19 protein-coding genes are annotated in these 24,800 nt (G+C 71.6%); 12 read left to right on the top strand and 7 right to left on the bottom strand.

Annotated features, from left to right (window positions below; all coding sequences use genetic code 11):
* Positions 1 to 17 precede the first annotated feature (17 nt).
* A complete protein-coding gene (locus ACIBCT_RS32795) occupies positions 18 to 746 on the top strand; it encodes a metal-dependent hydrolase (RefSeq protein ID WP_399195281.1) in 729 nt (242 codons plus the stop codon).
* 174 nt (positions 747 to 920) lie between these two features.
* The gene (acnA, locus tag ACIBCT_RS32800; RefSeq protein WP_399195283.1) at positions 921 to 3,731 is read left to right on the top strand and encodes an aconitate hydratase AcnA; all 2,811 of its coding nucleotides are present in this window, start codon (positions 921 to 923) and stop codon (positions 3,729 to 3,731) included.
* Positions 3,732 to 3,923: 192 nt separating this feature from the next.
* Here the strand turns inward: acnA and ACIBCT_RS32805 are convergent, their stop codons facing one another.
* On the bottom strand, positions 3,924 to 4,727 hold the full coding sequence (locus tag ACIBCT_RS32805) for a hypothetical protein (RefSeq protein ID WP_399195285.1): 804 nt from the start codon (positions 4,725 to 4,727) through the stop codon (positions 3,924 to 3,926).
* Positions 4,728 to 4,921: 194 nt separating this feature from the next.
* Between ACIBCT_RS32805 and ACIBCT_RS32810 the strand changes: the two genes are divergently transcribed.
* Positions 4,922 to 6,151 carry a sensor histidine kinase gene (locus ACIBCT_RS32810; RefSeq protein ID WP_399195286.1) on the top strand — a complete coding sequence of 410 codons (1,230 nt, stop codon included), beginning with the start codon at positions 4,922 to 4,924 and terminating at the stop codon, positions 6,149 to 6,151.
* On the top strand, positions 6,148 to 6,927 hold the full coding sequence (locus ACIBCT_RS32815; RefSeq protein ID WP_399195287.1) for a response regulator: 780 nt from the start codon (positions 6,148 to 6,150) through the stop codon (positions 6,925 to 6,927). Before ACIBCT_RS32810 ends, ACIBCT_RS32815 begins: the two co-directional genes overlap by 4 nt.
* 150 nt (positions 6,928 to 7,077) lie before the next feature.
* Here ACIBCT_RS32815 and ACIBCT_RS32820 read toward each other — a convergent pair whose 3' ends face one another.
* Positions 7,078 to 7,974, bottom strand: a complete 897-nt coding sequence (locus ACIBCT_RS32820; RefSeq protein WP_399195288.1) for a LysR substrate-binding domain-containing protein — start codon at positions 7,972 to 7,974, stop codon at positions 7,078 to 7,080.
* Between the two features lie 72 nt (positions 7,975 to 8,046).
* Here ACIBCT_RS32820 and ACIBCT_RS32825 point away from each other — a divergent pair, with 72 nt between their 5' ends.
* From ACIBCT_RS32825 to ACIBCT_RS32845, 5 genes are all read left to right on the top strand, one after another.
* On the top strand, positions 8,047 to 8,946 hold the full coding sequence (locus tag ACIBCT_RS32825; RefSeq protein WP_399195290.1) for a dihydrodipicolinate synthase family protein: 900 nt from the start codon (positions 8,047 to 8,049) through the stop codon (positions 8,944 to 8,946).
* A 317-nt stretch (positions 8,947 to 9,263) separates the two neighbouring features.
* Complete coding sequence (locus tag ACIBCT_RS32830) at positions 9,264 to 10,382, top strand: sugar ABC transporter substrate-binding protein (protein WP_399195292.1); 1,119 nt, start codon at positions 9,264 to 9,266, stop codon at positions 10,380 to 10,382.
* 188 nt (positions 10,383 to 10,570) lie between these two features.
* Positions 10,571 to 11,335, top strand: coding sequence for an ATP-binding cassette domain-containing protein (locus ACIBCT_RS32835; RefSeq protein WP_399195294.1), 765 nt, complete (start codon positions 10,571 to 10,573; stop codon positions 11,333 to 11,335).
* Entirely contained in the window at positions 11,332 to 12,579 is a 1,248-nt protein-coding gene (locus ACIBCT_RS32840; protein ID WP_399195296.1) for a sugar ABC transporter permease, read from the top strand. Before ACIBCT_RS32835 ends, ACIBCT_RS32840 begins: the two co-directional genes overlap by 4 nt.
* Before the next feature lie 35 nt (positions 12,580 to 12,614).
* Positions 12,615 to 13,823: an ROK family protein gene (locus ACIBCT_RS32845; protein WP_399195297.1), complete on the top strand. Its 1,209-nt coding sequence runs from the start codon at positions 12,615 to 12,617 to the stop codon at positions 13,821 to 13,823.
* Between the two features lie 168 nt (positions 13,824 to 13,991).
* Here ACIBCT_RS32845 and ACIBCT_RS32850 read toward each other — a convergent pair whose 3' ends face one another.
* On the bottom strand, positions 13,992 to 14,549 hold the full coding sequence (locus tag ACIBCT_RS32850) for a hypothetical protein (protein ID WP_399195299.1): 558 nt from the start codon (positions 14,547 to 14,549) through the stop codon (positions 13,992 to 13,994).
* Between the two features lie 466 nt (positions 14,550 to 15,015).
* Positions 15,016 to 15,903: a neutral zinc metallopeptidase gene (locus tag ACIBCT_RS32855; protein WP_399195301.1), complete on the bottom strand. Its 888-nt coding sequence runs from the start codon at positions 15,901 to 15,903 to the stop codon at positions 15,016 to 15,018.
* Positions 15,904 to 16,022: 119 nt separating this feature from the next.
* On the opposite strand from ACIBCT_RS32855, the gene dxs reads away from it, so the two are divergent.
* Both dxs and ACIBCT_RS32865 read left to right on the top strand, forming a co-directional pair.
* Complete coding sequence (dxs, locus tag ACIBCT_RS32860) at positions 16,023 to 17,942, top strand: 1-deoxy-D-xylulose-5-phosphate synthase (protein ID WP_399195303.1); 1,920 nt, start codon at positions 16,023 to 16,025, stop codon at positions 17,940 to 17,942.
* Positions 17,943 to 18,110: 168 nt separating this feature from the next.
* Entirely contained in the window at positions 18,111 to 19,616 is a 1,506-nt protein-coding gene (locus tag ACIBCT_RS32865) for an amino acid permease (protein ID WP_399195305.1), read from the top strand.
* A gap of 13 nt (positions 19,617 to 19,629) precedes the next feature.
* Here ACIBCT_RS32865 and ACIBCT_RS32870 read toward each other — a convergent pair whose 3' ends face one another.
* From ACIBCT_RS32870 to ACIBCT_RS32880, 3 genes are all read right to left on the bottom strand, one after another.
* On the bottom strand, positions 19,630 to 19,956 hold the full coding sequence (locus tag ACIBCT_RS32870; protein WP_399195307.1) for a DUF1707 domain-containing protein: 327 nt from the start codon (positions 19,954 to 19,956) through the stop codon (positions 19,630 to 19,632).
* A 308-nt stretch (positions 19,957 to 20,264) separates the two neighbouring features.
* Positions 20,265 to 22,340 (bottom strand): 3-hydroxyacyl-CoA dehydrogenase NAD-binding domain-containing protein, encoded by a 2,076-nt coding sequence (locus tag ACIBCT_RS32875; RefSeq protein WP_399195309.1) that lies wholly within the window; start codon positions 22,338 to 22,340, stop codon positions 20,265 to 20,267.
* Positions 22,337 to 23,536 (bottom strand): thiolase family protein, encoded by a 1,200-nt coding sequence (locus ACIBCT_RS32880; RefSeq protein ID WP_399195311.1) that lies wholly within the window; start codon positions 23,534 to 23,536, stop codon positions 22,337 to 22,339. Before ACIBCT_RS32880 ends, ACIBCT_RS32875 begins: the two co-directional genes overlap by 4 nt.
* 201 nt (positions 23,537 to 23,737) lie before the next feature.
* On the opposite strand from ACIBCT_RS32880, the gene ACIBCT_RS32885 reads away from it, so the two are divergent.
* Positions 23,738 to 24,730, top strand: coding sequence for a LacI family DNA-binding transcriptional regulator (locus tag ACIBCT_RS32885; RefSeq protein ID WP_399195313.1), 993 nt, complete (start codon positions 23,738 to 23,740; stop codon positions 24,728 to 24,730).
* Positions 24,731 to 24,800 lie beyond the last annotated feature (70 nt).

A 24,800-nucleotide genomic window follows, 5' to 3' on the forward strand; every position in this document is an offset into this window, starting at 1 on the left:
ATGGTGGTGTCCGGGCGATGATGGGACACACGCACGCCCTGACCGGGGCGATCGTCTGGCTGGGCCTCGCGCCCCCGCTGGCCGCGTTCCCGCTGCTGACCGAGTCCCACCGGTTCATCGAGACCGGTGTCATGGTCAACGCGCTCGACCCGGCCGAGCTGGTCGCCGGGACCATCATCTGCGCCGGTGCCGCGATGCTGCCCGACCTCGACCACCCGAGCGCGACGATCGCGCAGACGTTCGGGCCGGTCACCTGGGCGCTGAGCAAGGCGGTGTCGTGGCTCGCCGGGGGGCACCGCAACATCACCCACTCGCTGGCGTTCGCGGTCGCCGCGGGCTTCGGCGCGCACTACCTGGCCAACACCTACCCGCTCGGCCGCGACATCATGGTGATCCTGCTCATCGGCCTGGCGCTGCGGGCCGTCGGGATCGCCATACCGGGCAAGAAGTTCGCCTCGGCGATGCTCAACGTCGGCATGACGGGCGGGCTGTTCATCGTCTTCCGCAGCGACAACGTGGGGTACGCCTGGCTGGGGCTGGCGGTGGCCATCGGCTGCCTGACCCATGTCGCGGGGGACTGCTGCACGGAACGGGGCTGCCCGGTGCTCTGGCCGATCCGGCGGAAATGGCTGCTGCCCTGGAAGATCGGGATCAAGACGGGCCGCGCCTTCGAGCAGAAGTTTCTCGGTCCGGTACTTTCCGTCGTCGTTCTCGGGCTGCTGTACCTCCGTCTCGCCCCGCTCTGACCATACTGGTGAGTAATTTGATGTCGAGATATCCAGGAGATATCTTGATATCGAGATATCCGCCGCGACCGGCCGATGACCAGGAAGTTAGGCGTACCTAACCGACATGGGCACTCGGGCGGTGCGGCAGGATTCAGTTGCGCCTTATGTGCCGGCGCGCCAGACATCAGGGTGATGAGGAGGCGAACCGTGTCCGCGAACAGCTTCGGCAGCCGTGACACGCTCCGCGTCGGTGACGCGGGATACGAGATCTACCGGCTGGACGCCGTGGAGGGGTCGGGCCGTCTCCCGTACAGTCTGAAGATCCTTCTGGAGAATCTGCTCCGCACCGAGGACGGCGCGAACATCACCGCCGACCACATCCGGGCGATCGCGGGGTGGGACCCGTCCGCCACGCCGAACGTGGAGATCCAGTTCACGCCGGCCCGCGTGATCATGCAGGACTTCACCGGCGTCCCGTGCGTCGTCGACCTGGCCACCATGCGCGAGGCCGTCCGCGACCTCGGCGGCGACCCGGCCAGGATCAACCCGCTCGCCCCGGCCGAGATGGTCATCGACCACTCGGTCATCGTCGACTTCTTCGGCGGGGCCGACTCCTTCCGCCGCAACGTCGAGCGGGAGTACGAGCGCAACCGCGAGCGCTACCAGTTCCTGCGCTGGGGCCAGACGGCCTTCGACGAGTTCAAGGTCGTCCCCCCGGGCACCGGCATCGTGCACCAGGTCAACATCGAGCACCTGGCCCGCGTGGTGATGACGCGCGACGTCGAGCGGGACGGCGAGACGGTCCTGACCGCCTACCCCGACACCTGCGTGGGCACCGACTCGCACACCACCATGGAGAACGGCATCGGCGTCCTGGGCTGGGGCGTCGGCGGCATCGAGGCCGAGGCCGCGATGCTCGGCCAGCCGATCTCCATGCTGATCCCGCGCGTGGTCGGCTTCAAGCTGACCGGCAAGCTCCCGGCCGGCGCCACCGCGACCGACCTGGTCCTCACGATCACCGAGATGCTGCGCCAGCACGGCGTCGTCGGCAAGTTCGTGGAGTTCTACGGCGAGGGCGTCTCCAGCGTGCCGCTGGCCAACCGGGCCACGATCGGCAACATGAGCCCCGAGTTCGGCTCGACCTGCGCGATCTTCCCGATCGACGGCCAGACGATCGACTACCTCACGCTGACCGGCCGTCCCGCCCAGCAGGTCGCCCTGGTCGAGGCCTACGCCAAGGCCCAGGGCATGTGGCTGGACCCCTCGGCCGAGGAGCCGGTCTTCTCCGAGTACATCGAGCTGGACCTGTCCACGGTCGTCCCCTCGATCGCCGGCCCCAAGCGCCCGCAGGACCGCATCGCGCTCGCCGAGGCCAAGCGCGCCTGGCGCGCGGCCGTCAAGGACTACGTCTCCAGCGTGCAGGGCCCGCTGGACGAGGCCTCCGCCGAGTCGTTCCCCGCCTCCGACCCCCCGGCCGTCTCCGGCCAGGACAACGGCGACAAGCCCAACGAGGCCGACCTCGACGGCGACCGCCCGCACAAGGTCGTGCCGGTCACGCTGGCCGACGGCACCACCTTCGAGATCGACCACGGCGTGGTGACCATCGCCGCGATCACGAGCTGCACCAACACCTCCAACCCGTACGTCATGATGGGCGCCGCGCTGCTGGCCAGGAACGCGGTCGAGAAGGGCCTGACCCGCAAGCCGTGGGTCAAGACCTCCCTGGCCCCGGGCTCGCAGGTGGTCACCGGCTACTTCGACCGCTCGGGCCTGCAGCCGTACCTGGACAAGATCGGTTTCAACCTGGTCGGCTACGGCTGCACCACCTGCATCGGCAACTCCGGCCCGCTGCAGGAGGAGATCTCCGCGGCCATCCAGGAGAACGACCTCGCGGTCACCGCGGTGCTGTCGGGCAACCGCAACTTCGAGGGCCGGATCAACCCCGACGTCAAGATGAACTACCTGGCCTCGCCGCCGCTGGTCGTCGCCTACGCCCTCGCGGGCACCATGGACATCGACCTGAACAACGAGCCGCTGGGCACCGGTTCGGACGGCGAGCCGGTCTTCCTGGCCGACATCTGGCCGGCCCCCGAGGAGATCGCGCAGGTCGTCGCCTCCTCGATCGACCAGCAGATGTTCCTGAACGACTACGCCGACGTGTTCAAGGGCGACGAGACCTGGCGCTCGCTGCCGATCCCGACCGGCAACACCTTCGAGTGGGACCCGGCCTCGACCTACGTCCGCAAGGCCCCCTACTTCGACGGCATGCCGCCGGAGCCGGAGCCGGTGACCGACATCTCCGGCGCCCGGGTGCTCGCCAAGCTGGGCGACTCGGTCACCACCGACCACATCTCCCCGGCGGGCGCCATCAAGGTCGGCACCCCGGCCGCCGACTACCTCAGGGAGAACGGCGTCGAGGTCAAGGACTTCAACTCCTACGGCTCGCGCCGGGGCAACCACGAGGTCATGATCCGCGGCACCTTCGCCAACATCCGGCTGAAGAACCTGCTGCTCGACGGCGTGGAGGGCGGCTACACCCGCGACTTCACGGTCGAGGGCGGGCCGCAGGCCTTCATCTACGAGGCCTCGGCCCACTACCAGGCCGCAGGGATCCCGCTCGTCGTCCTGGCGGGCAAGGAGTACGGTTCGGGCTCCTCGCGCGACTGGGCCGCCAAGGGCACCGCGCTGCTCGGCGTCCGCGCCGTCATCGCCGAGTCCTACGAGCGCATCCACCGCTCCAACCTGATCGGCATGGGCGTGCTGCCGCTGCAGTTCCCCGAGGGCGAGACCGCGGCCTCGCTGGGCCTGACCGGTGAGGAGACCTTCGACATCACCGGTGTCGAGGCGCTCAACACCGGCGGTGTCCCGTCCACGGTGACGGTCAGGGCCGGCGACAAGGAGTTCCAGGCCGTCGTGCGCATCGACACCCCCGGGGAGGCCGACTACTACCGGCACGGGGGCATCATGCAGTACGTGCTGCGGTCGCTGCTCGCCAAGCGCTGATCCGGGTAGCGCGTTCTCCTGACGAGAGCCGCCCGGCGGGACACCGTCCCGCCGGGCGGCTTCGTGCCGTCGGGGCCCGGCGTACCGGGTGCCGTCAGGGCTCCGCGTGCCGGCTCTGTGTGCCGTCGGGGCTCGGCGTTCCGCATGCCGTCAGGGCTCCGCGTGCCGTCGGGCCCGGCGTCCCGGGTGCCGTCACCCCCTGGGGCCGTAGAGGTTGCCGAGGACGTGCCCGGCGACGAGGACCACGGTCCACACCATGGCGCGCCTGCTCGGGGGAGGGCCGCTGCGCAGCAGGGAGACGCCCAGGGGGATGAGGGCGACGCACAGGCCGCCGACGGCGACGAAGGACTGCGGTTCGGTGCCCTTGAGCGTCCCGAGCGCGAGCGCCGACATCAGGCCGAGCGCGATCGAACGGCCCAGTCCCAGGGCGCCGGAGCGGTAGGCGCCGACGGCCAGCACGACCCAGCCCAGGAAGGCGGGCCCGGACAGCGCCCTGAACGGATGCCAGCGCGTGTCCCGCCACGCCACGTAGTAGTCGTCGACGGCGCCGAGCATCGTCTGCAGCCCGAGGCTGTCGGTCATGTGGAAGGCCAGGTGGTCGGTGCCGAACTGGAAGACGCGGGTGAACAGGCCCAGGATCACCAGGCAGCCGCCCCAGATCCCCCACAGCGGGCTGGTGGCGGCGATCCGCTGCGCCAGCGTCACGATGGCCGGGAGCAGCAGGATGAACCCGCAGGCGAAGCAGGCGTAGGCGGCGGTGACGAGGGCGGGATGGCGGTCGTAGGCGGCGAGCTGCTGGGGGACGAAGTAGTGGAACGGGGAGCGCAGGACGGTCGCGGTCATGATCAGCAGTGGGCCGCCGATCAGCCCGGCGGCGCTCACCCAGCGTCCCGGGAACGGGGGCTGCAGCTCCAGGTTGGCCGCGGCGTTGGCGGCCCGCCGGTCCGCGTCGGCCTGCCGCCACCGGGCGATCCGCCCGCGAGTCTCAACGTTCATGTGTCCCGTGCCCGTCTGTTCGGTTCCGGCGCGTCCCGGCTCGGCATCATGGTGGTGGGCGGCGCCGCACGGGCGCGTCCGGCCGGGGTCGGATCCCGGCCGGCGCGTACGGGCCGGCACTATGACCCTGGGCGGAGGCCGATGTCCGACCCCGGGCGGACGCCGGGGTTCCGGTGAGGCGATAGCTTCCCCTCATGGACGGGACATTGCGGCGGCTCGGCGGAAGGGACGTCGTCGACGGGGGAGCGGCGATCGTCGTGGCGCTGCTCGTCGGGTACGCCATCGTCGACCCGCCGGGGCCGTCGCCGTCGTGGCCCGCCTGGTCGGCCTGGCCGGTGGCGGCCGTGCTGAGCCTTCCGGTCGCGCTGCGGCGGCATCGGCCGCGGGCGATGCTCGTGTGGGCGTGCGCTGCGGCCGTGTCGGCCACCGTGGCCGGTGCCGTCGCGGCGGGCGCGATCTGGCTGACGTTCGTGCCGGCCGTGCTCGTGCTGTACCAGGTGGCCACCACGGTCTCGGCCGTACGGTCGGCGACGGCCGCCGCGGCGTGCGCGTCCGCCGCGACGGCCGCGATCCTGGTCTTCTACGACCGGGTCCTCCCCGGCCTCGCGCCCGCGGCCACGCCCAGCGAGATGCCGCCGTACTGGCCGGTCGAGATCGGCGTGACGTGCGTGCTGCTGGTCGTCGCATGGGCCGTCGGGGCGGTCGTGCGCTGGAAGCGGGACACCACCGCCCGTCTCGTGCACCACCTCGCCGAGGCCGCGGTGAGCGACGAGCGCAGGCGCATCGCCCGGGAGCTGCACGACGTCATCGGCCACAGCATGAGCCTGATCGCCGTCAAGGCCACCGTGGCCAACCACGTCGCCGACGCCCGCCCGCAGGAGGTGCGCGCCGCGCTGGCCGTCATCGAGCAGACCAGCCGGAGCACGCTCGCCGAGATCCACCGGGTGCTCGGCCTGCTGCGCTCCGACGGCGACCTGCGGGAGGCTCCCCTGCCCGTTCCCGGCATGACCGGCCTGCCCGAGCTGGCCGCCCATGCCCGCTCGGCCGGGGTCGAGGTGGAGCTGACCGTCCGCGAGGAGGGCGTGCCCCCCGCCGGGGTCGCGCTGTCGGTGTACCGGATCGTGCAGCAGGCCCTGACCAACGTCGTCACCCACACCGGGCCCACCCGCTGCGTGGTCACCGTGGACGTCGACGGGCGGGCCGCCTCGATCGAGGTCGTCGACGACGGCCCCCGCAACGGCCGGCCCCCGCGGGCGGACCACGGGGTAGACGCAGGACACGGGGGACACGGGGGACACGGTCTGATCGGCATGCGCGAGCGGGCCAGGATGTACGGGGGCACGTTCAGCGCGGGCCCCCGGCCCCAAGGAGGTTTCCGCGTGGCGGCCCGGCTGCCCTACGACCCGGAAGGCACCCCGGCATGACCACCGACGACACCCCGCAGGACCCGTTCCCGTCTTCGCACGAGTCGTCCCCGCACGAGTCGTCCCCCTGTGACCCGTCCCCCTGTGAGCCGTCCCCGCGCGAGCCGGAGCCCGTCCGGGTCCTGCTCGCCGAGGACGAGGTCCTGTTGCGCGACAGCCTCAAGGTCCTCATCGACACCGCGCCGGGCATGGTCGTCGTGGGCGAGGCGGGCACCGGCGCCGAGGCCGTGTTCCTGACCCGCCTGCGGCGGCCGCACGTCGTCCTCATGGACGTGCGGATGCCGGACATGGACGGCATCGAGGCGACCAGGCGCATCTGCGCCGACCCGGCCGGTGCCGGCGCCCGCGTGCTGATCCTCACCACGTTCGACCAGGACGAGTACGTGTACGCCTCGCTCAGGGCAGGGGCCAGCGGGTTCCTCGTCAAGAGCGCGACCGCGACCGAGCTCCTGGCCGCCGTCCGGGTCGTCGCCTCCGGCGAGGCGCTGCTCGCGCCCACCGTCACCCGGCGGCTCATCGCCGACTTCCTGCGAAGCCCCCGCCCCGCTCCGGCCCGGCGGCTCCTGGACGACATCACCCAGCGCGAGCAGGACGTCCTCACCCTCATCGGCACGGGGATGTCCAACTCCGAGATCGCGGAGCACCTCCACCTCACCGTCGGCACGGTCAAGACCCACATCGGCCGGCTGCTGGCCAAGCTGCACGCCCGCGACCGGGCCCAGCTCGTCATCGCGGCCTACGAGGGCGGGCTCGTCCCTGCCCCGCCCTCGTCATGATCCCCGAGCGGGCCGGTCCCCTCCGGGTGCCGTCACCGGTCCCGTGCGGGCGGTGTCACCGGTCCCGTGCGGGTGCCGTCACCGGTCCCGTGCGGGCGGTGTCACCGGTCCCGTGCGGGCGGCGCGCCCGCGACGGCGCCGCGGCCGCCGTCAGGTCTCGAACCCCGCGGGGACCGCGGTGCGCAGGGCGGCGGTGACGGTGGCGACGGCGGGGTGCGCGTCGGCTCCGGCCCGGTGGGCGGTCATGGTCCGCCTGCGGATCGGCAGCCGGGTCAGCACCACGCCGGGAGGCGGATCCACCGCGCCGAGCCGCGGGACCAGCGCGACCCCCTGCCCGGCGGCGACCAGGGCGAGCACGGTGGCGAACTCGTCGATGTGGTGCCGGACGCGCGGGGTGAAACCGGCGGCCTGACAGGCCCGGACGGTCATCGTGTGGCAGGCCGTGCCCGGGATCGCCGCGATCCAGGGCAGGTCCGCGCAGGCGGTGATCGCCTGGCCGCCGGAGGCCGTCACCGGAGCTGCCGACGCCAGGTAGACCGGTTCGCCGAACAGCGGGCGGGTGGCCAGGCCCGGTTCGGCCGGCCGGGGGACGAAGTCGTAGTCGTGGATCAGTGCGAGGTCCAGGTCACCGGCGCGCAGCGCGTCGGCGACGCCGGCCGGATCGATCTCCGAGACCATCGGCTCCAGGGCGGGGTGCTCGCGGGCCAGGACGGTCAGGGCGGCCGGGAGGATCGCCCGCGCCGCCGTCGGGAAGGTGCCGATGCGCAGCGGGCCGGCCAGGCCGTGGCGGGCGTCGACCAGCTCGCCCGCGGCCTGCTCCAGGTGCCGCAGGATCACCTCGGCGTGACGGGCCAGGTTCTGCCCGGCGGGGGTCAGGCACACCCGCCGCCCGGTCCGTTCCAGCAGCGGCACGCCCGCCTCGCGCTCCAGGACGGACAGCTGCTGGGAGACGGCCGAGGGGCTGAAGGACAGCGCCCGGGCGACGGCGGCGATGGTGCCGCGCAGGGCGAGTTCGCGCAGCAGGCGCAGGCGGCGCACATCGAGCATCGGCTCAGCTTACGCTGGAACCCGGAAAGGTGAACTGGACCCGCACAGTACGGCCGGGACACCCTGGTGGCCATGACCTCGAACACCGCCCTGCGCGGGATCCACGTACCGCTGATCACGCCGCTGACCGCCGACGGGCGGATCGCGACGGACGCCCTGGAACGGCTCGCCCGCGACGTCCTGGCCGCGGGCGCCACCGGGATCGTCGCGCTGGGGACGACCGCCGAGGCCGCCACCCTCGACGAGAGCGAGAAGCGCGCGGTCGTCGACGTGTGCGCCCGGGTCTGCGGTGAGCGCGCGGCACCCCTGATCGTCGGTACGGGCGGCAACGACACCCGGGCCACCGCGGCCTCTCTCGCGCGCCTGGCGGCATGGCCGGAGGTGACGGCCGCGCTGGTCCCGGTGCCGTCCTTCACCCGGCCGGGGCACCCCGGCGTGCTGGCGCACTTCGCCCTCCTTGCGGCCGCGGGCCCGGTGCCGCTGGTCGTCTACCATGTCCCGTACCGGACCGGGCAGGAACTCGACGCGGAGTGCCTGCGCGCGCTGGGCCGGCTGCCCGGGGTCGCGGGGGTGAAGTACGCGGCGGGCGGCGTCGACCGGCACGCGGTGGACCTGCTCGGTGACCTCCCGCCGGGCTTCGCGGTCCTGGCCGGTGACGACCCGTTCGTCTCGCCGCTCCTCGCGCTCGGCGCCACCGGCGCCGTCCTGGCCTCCGCCCACCTGGCCACGGAACGGTTCGCCGAGCTGGCCGGCGCCTGGCTCGGCGGGGACCTCCCGCGGGCCCGGGAACTCGGGCACCGCCTGTCGGCCCTGTCGGGGGCCCTGTTCGCCGAACCCAACCCCACCGTGATCAAGGGGGTCCTGCACGCCCAGGGCCGCATCCCCACGCCGGACGTCCGGTTGCCCCTGCTGCCCGCGGGGCGGGACGCGGTCGAGTGGGCGCTCGAGCGGCTCGACGGCCTGGCGGCGTAGCCCGGAGCCGCGACGGTGACCGGTCGCGGTCCCCAGGGGACCGGGAACGGGCGTGCCCGGCGCCGCCCGCGATGCGGCCCCGGCCGGGCAGGGGCTCCGGCCGTCCGGCACGACGTCGTTAAGCAGGCGTTTCTGGATTGTTACCGGCCACAACAAACTTTACCTCTGGAGGGTCTGGCGCTCTGGCCAACGGCGGAATACGTTGCCGCAAACAACATTCAACGGAACGGTGAGCCGAGATCCGGCGGAGCCGGGCCCGCGAATTCGGCATGCCGCACCTCCGTACCCCCCACTTTCGAAGAAAGGACCCGTGCACCATGCGCAAGGGGATCCTCAGCATGACCACCGCCGCCGCGGTGATGACCCTCGGTCTCGCCGCCTGCGGGAGCGAAGAGCCCACCACCGCCGCCCCGAGCGGCGCACCCTCCGCCGCCGCGAGCTCGGCCGCCGCCGGCAAGATCGGTGTCATCCTCCCCGACAGCAAGTCCTCCGCCCGCTGGGAGACCGCGGACCGCAAGTACCTGGAGGAGGCGTTCAAGGCCGCGGGTGTCGCCTACGACATCCAGAACGCCCAGGGTGACAAGACGCAGTTCCAGACCATCGCCGACCAGATGATCACCAACGGCGCCACGGTCCTGATGATCGTCAACCTGGACAGCGGAACCGGCAAGGCCGTCCTCGACAAGGCCAAGGCCCAGGGCGTGGCCACCATCGACTACGACCGCCTCACCCTCAACGGCGGCGCGTCCTACTACGTCAGCTTCGACAACACCAAGGTCGGCACCCTGCAGGGTGAGGGCCTGGTCAAGTGCCTGACCGACAAGAAGGCCGAGAAGCCGATCGTCGCCGAGCTCAACGGCTCGCCGACCGACAACAACGCCACGCTGTTCAAGAACGGCTACGACGGCGTGCTCAAGCCCAAGTACGACTCGGGCGAGTACGTCAAGGGCCCGGACCAGTCGGTTCCGGACTGGGACAACGCCCAGGCGGGCACCATCTTCGAGCAGATGCTCACCGAGCAGCCGAAGATCGCCGGTGTCCTGGCCGCCAACGACGGTCTCGGCAACGCCGCCATCACCGTGCTCAAGAAGAACAACCTGAACGGCAAGGTCCCGGTCACCGGCCAGGACGCCACCGTGCAGGGCCTGCAGAACATCCTCGCCGGCGACCAGTGCATGACGGTCTACAAGGCGATCAAGAAGGAGGCCGACGCGGCCGCCGAGCTCGCCATCGGCCTGGCCAAGGGCGAGAAGCCCGCGGCGTCCGGCACGGTCAAGGACAGCGAGAGCGGCGCCGACGTGCCCGCCGTCCTCCTCGACCCCCAGCCGATCTTCTTCGACAGCGTCAAGGACGTCGTCGCCGACGGCTTCGTGACCAAGGAGGAGCTGTGCACCGGTGACTTCGCCAAGAAGTGCACCGAGGCCGGAATCGAGTAACACGCGGGAGGGCGCGGCCGGCCCCGGCGGCCGGCCGCGCCCCCACGCCCGATCGTGGCGCATCCGCACTGTGACACCGGGGTACGCGGCAGATGAGCGTCTCCCGTACGGCAGGGCAGGACACCGCCTGCAGGCGCCCCAACCGCGCGAGCCCCACCGCGCGAAATGAACACAGGGAGCACAACCCCATGACCCCCGCACTGGAACTTCGCGGGATCGACAAGAGTTTCGGTCCCGTACAGGTCCTGCACGACGTCTCCCTCTCCGCCTATCCCGGAGAGGTGACCGCGCTGGTCGGCGACAACGGCGCGGGCAAGTCCACCCTCGTCAAGTGCGTCGGCGGCATCCACTCCATCGACTCCGGCGAGTACTTCTTCGACGGCAAGCCCGTCCAGATCGGCAGCCCGCGCGACGCGGCCGACCTGGGCATCGAGATCGTCTACCAGGACCTCGCGCTCTGCGACAACCTCGACATCGTCCAGAACATGTTCCTCGGCCGCGAGCACAAGCGCGGCATCGTCCTCGACGAGGACACCATGGAGGAGATGGCGGCCAGGACCCTGGAGAGCCTCTCGGTCAGGACCGTCAAGTCCATCCGCCAGCTCGTCGCCAGCCTGTCCGGCGGCCAGCGCCAGACCGTGGCCATCGCCAAGGCCGTGCTGTGGAACAGCAAGGTCGTCATCCTCGACGAGCCGACCGCGGCACTGGGCGTCGCCCAGACGGCGCAGGTGCTGGAACTGGTCCGCCGCCTCGCCGACCAGGGCCTGGCCGTCGTGCTGATCTCGCACAACATGAACGACGTGTTCGCCGTCTCGGACCGGATCGCGACCCTCTACCTCGGCCGGATGGCGGCCCAGGTCAAGACCTCGGACGTCACCCACGCACAGGTCGTCGAACTCATCACCTCCGGCCGCAGCGGGGACCTCGGCCTCACCAACGGAGTCACCGTATGACCGCCACGATCACCCCGAAGACCGTGCAGGAGTCACCCTCCATCACGGCGAACGCCCGCGGCTACGTCGAGCGGGTACGCGGCGGGGACATGGGCGCGCTGCCGGCGGTGTTCGGCCTCGTGGTGCTCTGCACGGTCTTCGCGATCCTGCGCCCCGCCTTCCTGTCCTCGGGCAACTTCGCCAACCTGCTCACCCAGGGCGCCGCGGTCACCGTGATCGCCATGGGCCTGGTCTTCGTCCTGCTCCTCGGCGAGATCGACCTGTCGGCGGGCTTCGCCAGCGGCGTCTGCGCCGCGATCCTCGCGATCATGCTCAGCAGCCAGGGCCTGCCCTGGTACGTCGCGGTCGGCGCGGCCATCCTCGCCGGCGTGGTGATCGGCACCACGATCGGGTCCATCGTCGCGAAACTCGGCATCCCGTCCTTCGTGGTGACGCTCGCGGCCTTCCTGGCCTTCCAGGGACTCGTCCTGCTGCTCGTCAAGGGCGGCACGATCATCGCCATCCGCGACGAGACGATCCTGTCGATCTCCAACAAGAACCTGCCGCCCACGCTGGGCTGGATCCTGCTGGCCGTCGGCGTCGTCGCCTACGCGGGTCTCCAGCTGACGCGCGCCCGCAAGCGCGCCTCCCGGGGCCTGACCTCCGACCCGATCTCGCTGATCGCGGTCAGGGTGGGCGCCCTCGCGCTGCTCGGCGGGCTCGCCGTGTACTTCCTCAACATCGAGCGCAGCCGCAACGCCGCGGTCGTCTCGCTGGCCGGTGTGCCGCTCGTGGTGCCCGTCATCGTGGTGCTGCTGCTGATCCTGACGTTCCTGCTCCGCCGCACGGCGTACGGACGTCACCTGTACGCGGTCGGCGGCAACGCCGAGGCCGCGCGCCGGGCGGGCATCAACGTCGACCGGATGAAGATCAGCGCGTTCGTCATCTGTTCCTCCATGGCCGCCATCGGCGGCATCATCGCCGCCTCTCGCGCCAGCTCCGTCGACCCCAACACCGGCGGCAGCAACGTGCTGCTCTACGCGGTCGGCGCCGCCGTCATCGGCGGCACCAGCCTGTTCGGCGGCAAGGGCCGGGTGCTGGACGCCATCCTCGGCGGCGCGGTGGTCGCGGTCATCGAGAACGGCATGGGCCTGATGGGCTACAGCTCCGGCGTGAAGTACATGGTGACCGGATCGGTCCTGCTGCTGGCCGCCATGGTGGACGCCCTCTCCCGCAAGCGAGCGGCCGCCACCGGGCTAAGGTGATCAGCGACTCCGATCCACCGAAGGAATCCAAGGCCATGCGGGCAGGTCCCTCCCAAGAGGAGATCAGGCGTCACAACCTCGGGGCCCTCCTGCGTCACGTGCATCTGGGCGGGCCCACCTCCCGCGCGGAACTCACCAACCGGATGGGGCTCAACCGCAGCACCATCATGGCCCTCACCGCCGACCTGACCGCCGCGGGCCTGGTCAGGGAGGAGCTCCCCCGGGAGACGGGACGCGCCGGGCGCCCGTCCCTGGTGGTCCGCCCGGAGTCGGCGCGGGTCTACGTGTTCGCCTTCGACGTGGGCGTCGACCGCATGGTCGCCGCCCGCGTCGGCCTGGGCGGCACCATCCTCGACCGGCGCGAGACGGTACGGCGGCGCGGTTCCTTCTCCCTGGAGGAGATCGTCGGCCCGCTCGCCGCCTTCGCCCGGCAGATGCACCGCAGGACCAGGCCGGACACGGTCTGCGTGGGGGTCGCCGCGGCGTTCCCCGGGGGAGTGGGCCGCGACGACGGGATCATCAGGTTCGGGCCCAACATGGTCACCGTGGAGGACGTGCCGTTCGCCGAGGAGATGACCCGGCGGCTGGCCTTCGGCCTGCCGGTCGCCGTCGGCAACGACGCCAACCTGGCCGCCCTGGCCGAGCAGACCCGGGGGGTCGGTGTCGGCTGCCGCGACCTGGTCTACCTGCACGGGGACGTCGGCATCGGCGGGGGCGTGATCGTCAACGGCCAGCTGCTCGGCGGCCACCTGGGCTTCGGCGGCGAGGTCGGTCACATGATCGTCAACCCGGGCCGGGGACGCCTGTGCTCGTGCGGGTCGCTGGGCTGTCTGGAGGCCGAGGTGGGGGAGCGCGCCCTGCTGGAGGCCGCCGGGCGTTTCGGCCCCCGGGTCGGGGTCGACGCCGTCCGCGCCGTGGTCGACGCCGCCGACCGGGGGGACGTGGTCGCGCAGGCCGCGCTGAGCCGGGTCGGTGACTGGCTCGGGCTGGGGGTCGCCAACCTCGTCAACCTCTTCAACCCGGAGATGATCGTGTTCGGGGGGATGCTCCGGGAGATCTACCTGGGATCGGCCGCCCAGGTCCGCAGCCGTCTCGCCGTCGACGCCCTGCCGCCGTCCCGCGAGCACCTGCGCCTGCGCACCTCGGCCCTCGGCGATGACGCCACCCTCGTGGGCGCCGCCGAGCTGGCCTTCTCCCAGGTCCTGGCCGACCCGCTGGAGGTCCTCGCCAGGGCCGGTTCCTGACCGCACGTCCCATGGGCGGTCCGGTGCAGCCGGTCCGCCACGGGTCTCCTCCGCCGCGCCGACCGCGTACCGCCATGCCTTTGAAGATCGTCTGTTCCGCGACGCCGGTGAGACGTCACGCTGCCGGCACCCGGGGCCGTGGGTGCCGACGGTGTCGCGGGGTGCTCGCTACCTGGCGAGACCGGAGACCAGGTTGCGCAGGTCGAGGTGGCCGGACCTCAGCTCGGCGACGTCACCCTCGAGACGCTTCATGGAGAGCTCGAGGTTGCCGACGGAGCGCTTGACCACGGACATCTCCTCGCGCAGCTCGGCGTGACCGGCCCGCATCTCGGATCGTAGGTCGTTCACTTCGGCTCGTAGCTCGTCTTGGTTGGCCCGTAGGCCGTTAACTTCGTCCCTTAGCTCGTTGACCTCCGTCCGGAGGGCGGCCACTTCGGTGCGGAGCTCGTTGACCTCGGTGCGGAGGGCGGTCACCTCGGTACGGAGTTCGGTCACTTCGGTGCGGAGTTCGTTGACCTCGGTGCGGAGTTCGTTGACCTCGGTCCGGAGTTCGTTGACCTCGGTTCGGAGGGCGGTCACCTCGGTGTTCAGTTTCGAAGTGACCGTGCTCAGATCGCGCAGGACCTCGAACATGCCCGAGATGAGCGCCCTGTTCTCGTCACTGTGTGCGCGGAGCGCCATGACGTCGGTCTCCAGCACCCGCAGGCGCATCTCTGTCGTGCTCACTCGTGCCCTTCTCCCTGTCTCGACCGGCGGGGGGCCGGTGCCGGCCGTTCCGTGATGCGAGGGACGCTCGCGTCCCAGGCGCTCGACCGGCGTTGCCACACTACTCACCGTCACGGATCGATCGCCATTCGTGGCAGGGGGTTGGAGGCCTCACCTCGCGTACGGGAGGAGGATCCTCATCCTGGAGCGGGAGCCGGTATGAGATTCCTCATACCGGGTGGACGAGAAAGACCACCCGTCGCGCGGCTGTGGGGCGGCGACGGGTGGCCGGGTGGAGCTGAGTGGATCAGGTAGGTCGAAGGTACCGGTGAGGGGTCCGCCCGGTGGAGGGCCCACCGTGCAGTGCCGAGGGACGGGGCGGGCGGCCGAGGGGCCGTCACCTGGCCGGTGACGGCCCCGGCCCGGCGACCGGCGGCGGCTCGTGAACACGGGCCGCCGCAGCATCAGGTGAGTGCCGGGTGACGCCTCAGGCGAGGCGGCCGGAGGGTGCCGTCCAGGTGTTGCAGGCGGACGGGGAGCCGGCGTTGAAGCCGCGCTCCAGCCAGTACGCCTGGCTGCGGCCCTTGCCGTGGTCGTTCTTGGGCCAGTTCTTGTGGCCGTTCTCGGCGATCCAGGAGACCATCGCGTCCCACTGCGCCTGCTCGACCGGCAGGGAGTGGGAGATCTGGCGCAGGAAGGCCGAGCCCAGGCAGTCCGCCTGCAGCTCGATCCGGCGCGAGAAGGCCAGCTTGGTGGCGGGCTTGGCGCGCCAGACGCTGTTGGCGTAGTAGTTCATGATCCCCGCGAGGTGCTGCACGTGGTGGCCGTACTCGTGGGCGATGAACTGGGCGTGGGTGGCGGGGTGGACGTTCTTCAGGACCGTCCGCGAGATGCCGATGTAGATGGTGCGGTTGCTGGAGCAGTACATGCCTCCGGCGCTGCTGGGCCACCGGCCGCAGGGGGTGTTCACCTTGACCGTGGAGAAGCGGAGCCGGGGCTGGGAGAAGGACAGCTTGGTCTTCCTGAACTGGGTCTTCCAGCCCATGTTCAGACAGCGCATGACCTTGTTCACGAAGGTCCGGTAAGAGGCCGCGCTCCCCGCGCGGATCTCACCGGGCCGGCAGTTGACGCGGGGCAGGGTACCGGTGCGGTAGAGGGGGCTCGCCGTGGCGGCGGTGCGCCCGCGCGGGGGCGCCTGCACGCCGGTGACCGAAACGCCGGACGCGGGCGTGGCGGTGACCGGAACGAGCGAGGGGGAGACGGGTGCCGCGGCGGCCGGGGCGGACGCGTTGGCCGAGTCCAGGCCTGTTACCAGGGCAAACAGCAACGAGGCGGCAACAAGTGACGACAGTTGCCTAAAGGGGAGAGTTTTCATGGTGGGGCAAAGGCTATTGCAAGTGTGGATAAAACGTGCAGACTCTCCGCTCTTGGGGGCGGCGTCTCACATCCGAACTAGACTCGTGCTGACGTTGACTGGACAGAGGAGATGATTCCGTGAGCGAGCGGACCGGGCAGCCTGGAAGTCTTCTGGAGTCGGTCAAGGGACCGCGGGATCTCAAGCTGCTGGCTCCGGACGAGCTGCCGGGACTCGCCGCGGAGATCAGGGATCTGCTGATCGCCTCCACGGCCCGCATCGGCGGGCACCTCGGCCCGAACCTGGGCGTCGTGGAGCTGACGATCGCGCTGCACCGGGTCTTCGACTCGCCGCACGACCGCGTCCTGTGGGACACCGGGCACCAGGCCTACGTCCACAAGATGCTCACCGGCCGGGCCGGGCGGTTCGACACGCTCCGCCAGGAGGGCGGCCTGTCGGGCTACCCGAGCCAGGCCGAGTCCGAGCACGACATCATCGAGAACTCGCACGCCTCCACCGCGCTCTCGTACGCCGACGGCCTGGCCAAGGCCTACCGGCTGCGCGGTGAGAGCGACCGCACGGTCGTCGCGGTGATCGGGGACGGCGCGCTCACCGGCGGCATGGCCTGGGAGGCGCTCAACAACATCGCCGGGCGCAAGGACCTGCCGCTCATCATCGTGGTCAACGACAACGGCCGCTCCTACTCGCCGACCATCGGCGGCCTCGCCTCCCACCTGGCCTCGCTGCGCACCGACCAGCGCTACGAGGACGTGCTCGACTTCGTCAAGGACGGCCTGCACCGGGTCCCGCTGGTCGGCGCCCCGGTCTACGACGCCCTGCACGGCGTCAAGAAGGGCATCAAGGACGTCCTGGCCCCGCAGGTCATGTTCGAGGACCTCGGCCTGAAGTACATCGGGCTGGTCGACGGCCACGACGAGCAGGCCGTGGAGGCCGCGCTGCGCAGGGCCCGCGGCTTCCGCCGCCCGGTCATCGTGCACGTGCTCACCAAGAAGGGCTTCGGCTACTCCCCGGCGGAGAACCACGACGAGGACTGCTTCCACTCGCCCGGCGTCTTCGACCCGCTGACCGGCGAGGAGAAGCCCAAGCCGCACGGCTGGACCAACGTCTTCGGCCAGGAGATGGTCCGGCTCGGCGCCGAGCGCCAGGACATCGTGGCCATCACCGCCGCGATGCTCGGGCCGACCGGGCTGATCCCGTTCTCCCGGGCCTACCCCGACCGCCTCTACGACGTCGGCATCGCCGAGCAGCACGCGCTGACCAGCGCCGCCGGTCTGGCGCTCGGCGGCCTGCACCCGGTGGTGGCCCTGTACTCCACCTTCCTCAACCGGGCCTTCGACCAGCTCCTGATGGACGTCGCCCTGCACCGGCTGCCCGTCACGGTCGTGCTGGACCGCGCGGGCGTCACCGGTGACGACGGCGCCAGCCACAACGGCATGTGGGACCTGTCGATCCTGCAGGTCGTGCCCGGCCTGTCGATCGCCGTCCCCCGGGACGAGCCCCGCCTGCGGGAGCTGCTGGCCGAGGCCGTGGAGGTCGACGACGGCCCGACCGTGCTGCGCTACCCCAAGGGGGCCGTGACGGCCGAGATCGAGGCGGTCGGCCGCCTCGGCGGGATGGACGTGCTGCGCTCGGGCGACCCCGACGTGCTGCTCGTGTCCGTGGGCCCGATGGCCGAGCTCTGCCTGGGCGCCGCCGACCTGCTCGACGCGCAGGGCATCTCCGCCACCGTGGTCGACCCGCGCTGGGTCAAGCCGCTGGACGAGGCCCTGGTGGCCGCGGCCCGCCTGCACAAGCTGGTCGTGGTGGTCGAGGACAGCGGACGGGTGGGCGGGGTGGGCGACGCGGTCGCCCGCCTGCTGCGCGACGCCGACGTGGACGTTCCGGTCCGCACCTACGGCATCCCGCAGCGCTTCCTCGACCACGCCAAGCGGCCGAAGATCCTCAGTGAGATCGGCCTGACCTCCCAGGACATCGCCCGCCAGATCACCGAGGCGGTCGCCAAGCGCTCCCCGGTCCTGGAGAACGACCCGGCCCGCTGACCCCGCCGCGTACGGCCCGCCGGCCCTCACGGCCCGCCGGGCCCTCACCGTGTACGGCCCGCGCCTCCGACCGGGGCGCGGGCCGTCGCCGTGCCGGGACGGTCGCCGGATTTTTCCCAAAGAACCCGGTGTCCGTCGTTCAGCGGGTGATCCGCTGGGCATGACCTGATGCGTCGGGGGATCATCACCGCCGATCGAGGAGGGTCCGTGAGCGTCTTGCGCGTCAAGTCGGTGGAACAGTCGATCTCCGACACCGAGGCACCGGAACATCGGCTGAGCAAGGATCTCAGCGCTCTCGACCTCACCGTCTTCGGTATCGGCGTCATCGTGGGCACCGGCATCTTCGTGCTCACCGGCCGGGTCGCCAGGGAGATGGCCGGGCCGTCGGTGGCCCTGTCCTTCGTGATCGCCGGGATCGTCTGCGCGCTCGCTGCCCTGTGCTACGCCGAGTTCGCCTCCACCGTCCCGGCGGCGGGGTCGGCCTACACGTTCGCCTTCGCCACCCTCGGCGAGTTCCCCGCCTGGATCATCGGCTGGGACCTGATGCTGGAGATGATGCTCGGCGCCGCGGTCGTCGCGGTCGGCTGGTCGGGATACCTCACCTCGCTGCTGGAGTCCGTCGGGATCGCCCTGCCGGGAGCCATCGCCGGGGAGGGGGCGACGTTCAACCTGCCCGCCGCGCTGATCGTGCTGATCCTCACCGCCATCCTGGTCATGGGCATCAAGCTGTCCTCCCGGTTCAACCTGGTCATCGTGGCCGTCAAGGTCACCGTGGTGCTGCTGGTCATCGTGGCGGGACTGTTCTTCGTCAGGGCCGCCAACTACGCGCCGTTCGTCCCGCCGTCCAAGGAGACCCCGGCGGTGGAGGGACTCTCCGCCCCGCTCATCCAGGTGCTCTTCGGCATCACCCCGGTCGCCTTCGGGGTGATGGGCATCTTCGGTGCCGCGGCGATCGTGTTCTTCGCCTACATCGGCTTCGACGTGGTCGCCACCGCGGCGGAGGAGACCCGCAACCCGCAGCGGGACCTGCCCATCGGCATCCTGTCCTCGCTCGGCGTCTGCACCGTGCTCTACGTCGCGGTCTCGCTGGTCGTGGTCGGCATGCAGCCCTACGGGCAGCTGAGCGAGGCGGCGCCGCTGGCGGATGCGTTCAAGTCGGTCGGCCAGACCTGGGCCGCCTCACTGATCAGCATCGGCGCGCTCGCGGGCCTGACGACGGTCGTGATGATCCTGATGCTGGGCATGTCGCGGGTGATGTTCGCCATGTGCCGCGACAACCTGCTCCCGAGCGGGCTGGGCAAGGTCCACCCGAAGTACCGCACGCCGTACATCATCACCATCCTGATGGGCCTCGTGGTGGCGGCGCTGGCGGGCCTGGTGCCGCTGTCCACGATCGCCGAGCTGGTCAACATCGGCACGCTCTTCGCGTTCGTGGTGGTCTCGATCGCGGTGATCATCCTGCGCCGCACCCGCCCGGACCTGCCGCGCTCCTTCCGTACCCCGCTGGTGCCGCTGGTGCCGATCCTGTCGGTGCTCGCCTGCCTGTACCTGATGCTCAACCTGCCGGTGGAGACCTGGCTGAGGTTCCTGGCGTGGATGCTCCTCGGGGTCGTCATCTACTTCGGGTACGGCTACCGGCACAGCAGGCTCTCGGAGCGTCACGCGGGGCGGTAGGCGGCGCGGCATCTCACGGGGGGTCGGGCGGTCGCAGGTCGTTCAGCGCGCTCTGGGCGTCGCGGTTGGTCTCGGCCTTCAGGACCGTCTCGACCCGCCGGGCGTGGTCCTCCTGGTCGATCCGGCCGAGGGCGAACGCCTCGTCGAGGAAGTTGAGCGCGAGCTGCCGCTCGGCGTCGGTGGGGCGGAGGTCGAACCACCGCTCCAGGACCACGCGGTTGCGGTCGGCCGCCGCCAGCGCCCGCCTGCGGCCCGCCGCGCGCACCCGTCCGACGATCACCACGAGGACCGCGACGGCGACGACCGCCAGCAGTCCCGACACGATGAGAACCTTGCCCATGCACACCCCCGAGCGTGTGGATGAGTGCACCGTACTGCGATCGCGCCGGCCGGTCCCGCCATACCGGCCAGGAGACCGGGGACCGCATATGGCCAGGTCGGAGCCTTGTTGGCTTTTCCGGTCTTTCCATCGGGTTCGTACCAGCGACCCGTGACGTGACCCGCGAGCCGCTCGCCACGCCGCGACCGGCCACCCGCGACCGGCCACCCGCGACCGGCGAGGACCGGCCGCGGGGGAGGGGACGGGGAAGAGGAGAAGGGGCGCGCTCCGTCTGCGAGCGCGCCCCCGGCCGAAGCCGTCCGGTCAGATCACCGGCCGGGGACCGACGCCACCCCCGCGGGCAGGAAACGGGGCTCGGCGATGCCCGCGCGGTCCAGGTACGGGGTGATGCCGCCCAGGTGGAACGGCCAGCCCGCACCCAGGATCATGCACAGGTCGATGTCCTGCGGGGCCGAGACCACGCCCTCTTCGAGCATCAGGCGGATCTCCTCGTCCAGCGCCCGCAGCGCGCGCAGCCGGACCTCCTCGGCGGTCGAGGGGGAGGTGCCGCCGGAGAAGAGCGCCACCGCCTCGGGGTCCAGGGAGAAGTCCGGCGCGTACACGCCGGGCTTCCCGGCCGCGACCAGCCGGGCGAGGCTCTCCGAGACGCCGTAGCGGTCCGGGAAGGCCTCGTGCATGGTCTCGGCGACGTGCAGCGCCACGGCCGGGCCGACGAGCTGCAGCAGCGCGAACGGGGTCATCGGCAGGCCGAGCCCGTCCAGCGCGTGGTCGGCGACCTCCAGCGGGGTGCCCTCGTCCACGGCGCCGATGACCTCGCCCATGAAGCGGGTCAGCAGGCGGTTGACCACGAACGCGGGCGCGTCCTTGACCAGCACGGACGACTTCTTCAGCGAGCGGCCGACGGCGAAGGCCGTGGCGAGTGCCGCGTCGTCGGTCCCGGCCCCCCGGACGATCTCCAGCAGCGGCATCACCGCGACCGGGTTGAAGAAGTGGAAGCCCACGACGCGCTCGGGACGCCGGAGCCCGGAGGCCATCTCGGTGAGCGAGAGCGAGGAGGTGTTGGTGGCCAGCACGCACCCGTCGGAGACGACCTGCTCCACCTCGGCGAAGACCTGCTTCTTGACCTTCATGTCCTCGAACACCGCCTCGATGACGAAGTCGGCGTCGGCGAACGCGTCCTTGGTCAGCGAGCCGGTCACCAGGGCCTTGAGCCGGTTGGCCTCGTCGGCGGAGACGCGGCCCCTGCCGAGCAGCTTGTCGACCTCGGCGTGGACGTGGCCGACACCGCGGTCCAGGCGCTCGCGGTCCAGGTCGGTGAGCACGACCGGCACCTGCAGGCGCCGGGCGAACAGCAGCGCCATCTGCGAGGCCATCAGGCCCGCGCCGACCACGCCGACCTTGGTCACCGGGCGGGCCAGGGCCGCGTCCGGGGCTCCGGCGGGCTTCTTGGCCCGCCGCTGCACCAGGTCGAAGGAGTACAGGCCGGCGCGCAGCTCGTCGCCCATGAGCAGGTCGGCCAGCGCGCGGTCCTCGGCGGCGAAGCCCTCGTCGCGGGAGGCGGTGCGGGCCGCCTCGACGAGCTCCAGCGCCCGGTACGGGGCCGGGGAGGCGCCGTGCAGCCGGGCGTCGAGCAGGAAGCGGGCGTCGGCGATCGCCGCCGACCAGTCGGCCCCGGTGTGGTCGGTCCGGGAGACCGTCACCTCGCCCCGGAGCACCCCGGCGGCCCAGCGCAGCGACTCCTCCAGGAAGTCGGCGGGCTCGAACATCGCGTCGGCCAGGCCGAGCGAGAACGCCTCCGCGCCCTTGATCGTGCGGTTCTGCGCGAGCGGGTTCTCCACGATGAGCTTGACGGCGGTGGCCGGGCCGGTCAGGCGGGGCAGCAGCCAGGTGCCGCCCCAGCCCGGGATCAGGCCGAGGAAGCACTCGGGCAGCGCCACGGCGGGCACCCCCGAGGAGATCGTCCGGTACGTGCAGTGCAGCGCGACCTCCAGGCCGCCGCCCATGGCCGCGCCGTTGACGAACGCGAACGACGGCACGTCCAGCTCGCCGAGGCGGCGGAACACCTCGTGCCCCAGCCGGCCGATCGCCAGCGCCTGGTCCCGCTCGGAGATCAGCGCGGCACCCTTGAGGTCGGCGCCGACGGCGAACACGAACGGCTTGCCGACGACGCCCACGGCGGCCAGGTCGCCACGCCCGGCGACCGCGTCGAGGGCCTCGCCCAGCGAGGTCAGCCCGGCGGGGCCGAACGTGGACGGCTTGGTGTGGTCGAAGCCGTTGTCCAGCGTGATCAGGGCCATGGTGCCGGCGCCGTGCGGCAGCTCCACGTCGCGGACGGTCGCGCGGGTGACGACCTCGTCGGCGAACAGGTCCTTGATGTCCGTCACTTCTCGCCCTCCCAGCCGAGGTTCTCCCAGATGACCGTTCCACCCATGCCGAGGCCGACGCACATCGTGGTCACGCCGTAGCGGACGTCGGGGCGCTCGCCGAACTCGCGGGCGAGCTGCGTCATCAGGCGCACCCCCGAGGAGGCCAGCGGGTGGCCGAAGGCGATGGCGCCGCCGTAGGGGTTGACCCGGGGGTCGTCGTCGGCGATGCCGAAGTGCTCCAGGAACGCCAGCACCTGCACGGCGAACGCCTCGTTGATCTCGAACAGCCCGATGTCGGAGACGGACAGGCCGGCCAGCCGCAGGGCCCGCTCGGTGGACGGGATCGGCCCGACGCCCATGACCTCGGGGTCCACCCCGGCGAAGGCGTACGAGACCAGGCGCATCCTCGCGGTCAGGCCGAGCTCGGCCGCGACGTCGGCGGCGGCCACGATGCAGCCGGTGGCGCCGTCGTTGATGCCCGAGGCGTTGCCCGCGGTGACCCGGCCGTGCGAGCGGAACGGGGTCTTCAGGCCGGCCAGGCCCTCCAGCGTGGTGCCGGGGCGGGGGGCCTCGTCGGCCGTGGCCAGGCCCCAGCCCTTCTCGGCCGACCTGATCGCCGTCGGGACCAGGTCCTGCTGGATCCTGCCGTCGGCGTAGGCCTTGGCGACCCTCTCCTGGGAGGCGAGCGCGAAGGCGTCCGCGCGCTCCTTGGTGATGGAGGGGTAGCGGTCGTGCAGGTTCTCGGCGGTCATGCCCATGACGAGCGCGGAGGTGTCCACCAGGCGCTCGGCCAGGAAGCGGGGGTTGGGGTCGACGCCCTCGCCCATGGGGTGGCGCCCCATGTGCTCGACGCCACCGGCGATGGCGACGTCGTAGGCGCCGAAGGCGATGCCCCCGGCGACCGACGTCACCGCGGTCATGGCGCCGGCGCACATGCGGTCGATCGAGTAGCCGGGCACGCTCTTGGGCAGCCCGGCCAGGATCGCGGCCGAACGGCCGAGGGTCAGGCCCTGGTCGCCGATCTGCGTGGTGGCCGCGATGGCGACCTCGTCGACGCGCTCGGGGGGCAGGTTCGGGTTACGCCGGATCAGCTCGCGGATGACGCGGATCACCAGGTCGTCGGCGCGTGTCTCGGCGTACAGGCCCTTGGGGCCCGATCTGCCGAAGGGCGTGCGCACACCGTCGACGAATACGACGTCACGAGACGAAGGCACGGGGTTCGCTCCTCGTTGCTGGAAGGCTTCGGAACCCATGCTACTCGTCAGTAACAACGTCTGGCGCGGCCGGGCCCTGGCCGGATGGGTAGGTTGTCCCCGAGGATGTGCCGCTCCTCGGCTCCGTCTCGCCGATCTGTCCGGGATGCGAGACGGATACAACTCTGGCAGACTTGGAAAACGCTTTCCTGGAGGTCGTCGGTGGTCACGCTTGAGGATGTCGCCCGGCACGCGGGCGTTTCGCTCGCCACGGCGTCGCGGGTGCTCAACGGCAGCACCCGTCAGGTGGGGGCGTCCCTGCGGGCCAAGGTGGAACTGTCCGCCTCCGAGCTCGGCTACCGCACCAACGTGGCCGCGCAGACCCTCGCCCGGGGGGCCAGCAACGTGATCGGCCTGGTCGTGCACGATCTCATCGACCCCTACTTCGCCGCCATCGCCGACGGGGCCATGCGGGTCGCCGAGAGCCAGGGGCTGATGGTCATGATGGGCACCACGCACCGCGACCCGAGCCGGGAGATCGCCTACGTCTCCACGCTGAACGCCCAGCGGGTCCGCGCGGTGCTGCTCGTCGGCTCCCGGGTCGCCGACCCCGAGCCGACCCGCAGGCTCCGCGAGGAGCTCGACCGCTACCGGGAGACCGGTGGCCGGGTGGCCTGCGTGGGACAGGACCTGCTCGGCACCGACACGGTCGTGCCGGACAACCGGGCGGGCGCCGCCGCGCTGGCCCGCGCCCTGGCCGGGCTGGGGCACCGCAAGTTCGCCGTGCTCGCCGGCCCGGACTGGCTGCTCGCGCCCCGGGACCGGGTGGCCGGGTTCGTCGGCGCGCTGGAGGAGCTGGGCCTGCCCGAGCCGTTGGTGCTGTACGGCTCCTTCGACCGGGAGGGCGGCTACGCGGCGGCCACCCAGGCGACCGGGGTCACCTGCGTCTTCGCGGTCACCGACGTGATGGCTGTGGGCGCCCTGGCCTCCTTCAGGGACCGCGGCGTGCGCGTGCCCGAGGACGTCTCGGTGGCCGGGTTCGACGACATCTTCACCCTGCGGGACCTGGTCCCGGCGCTGTCCACCGTACGGCTGCCGCTCCCGCAGATGGGCGCCCGCGCGCTGGAGCTGGCCCTGGACGCGACGGACGAGGCCAGGGCGGAGACCGTGGCCGGAGAGGTCATCCTCCGCGAGAGCACCCGCGCCCTGGACTGAGGGACACTGAGGGACCCGCCCGCCGTCGCTGCCCGCCGTCGGTGTCCGCCGTCGGTGTCCGCCGTCGGTG

The organism is Streptosporangium sp. NPDC050855 (assembly GCF_044456585.1).
GTDB lineage: Bacteria > Actinomycetota > Actinomycetes > Streptosporangiales > Streptosporangiaceae > Streptosporangium > Streptosporangium longisporum.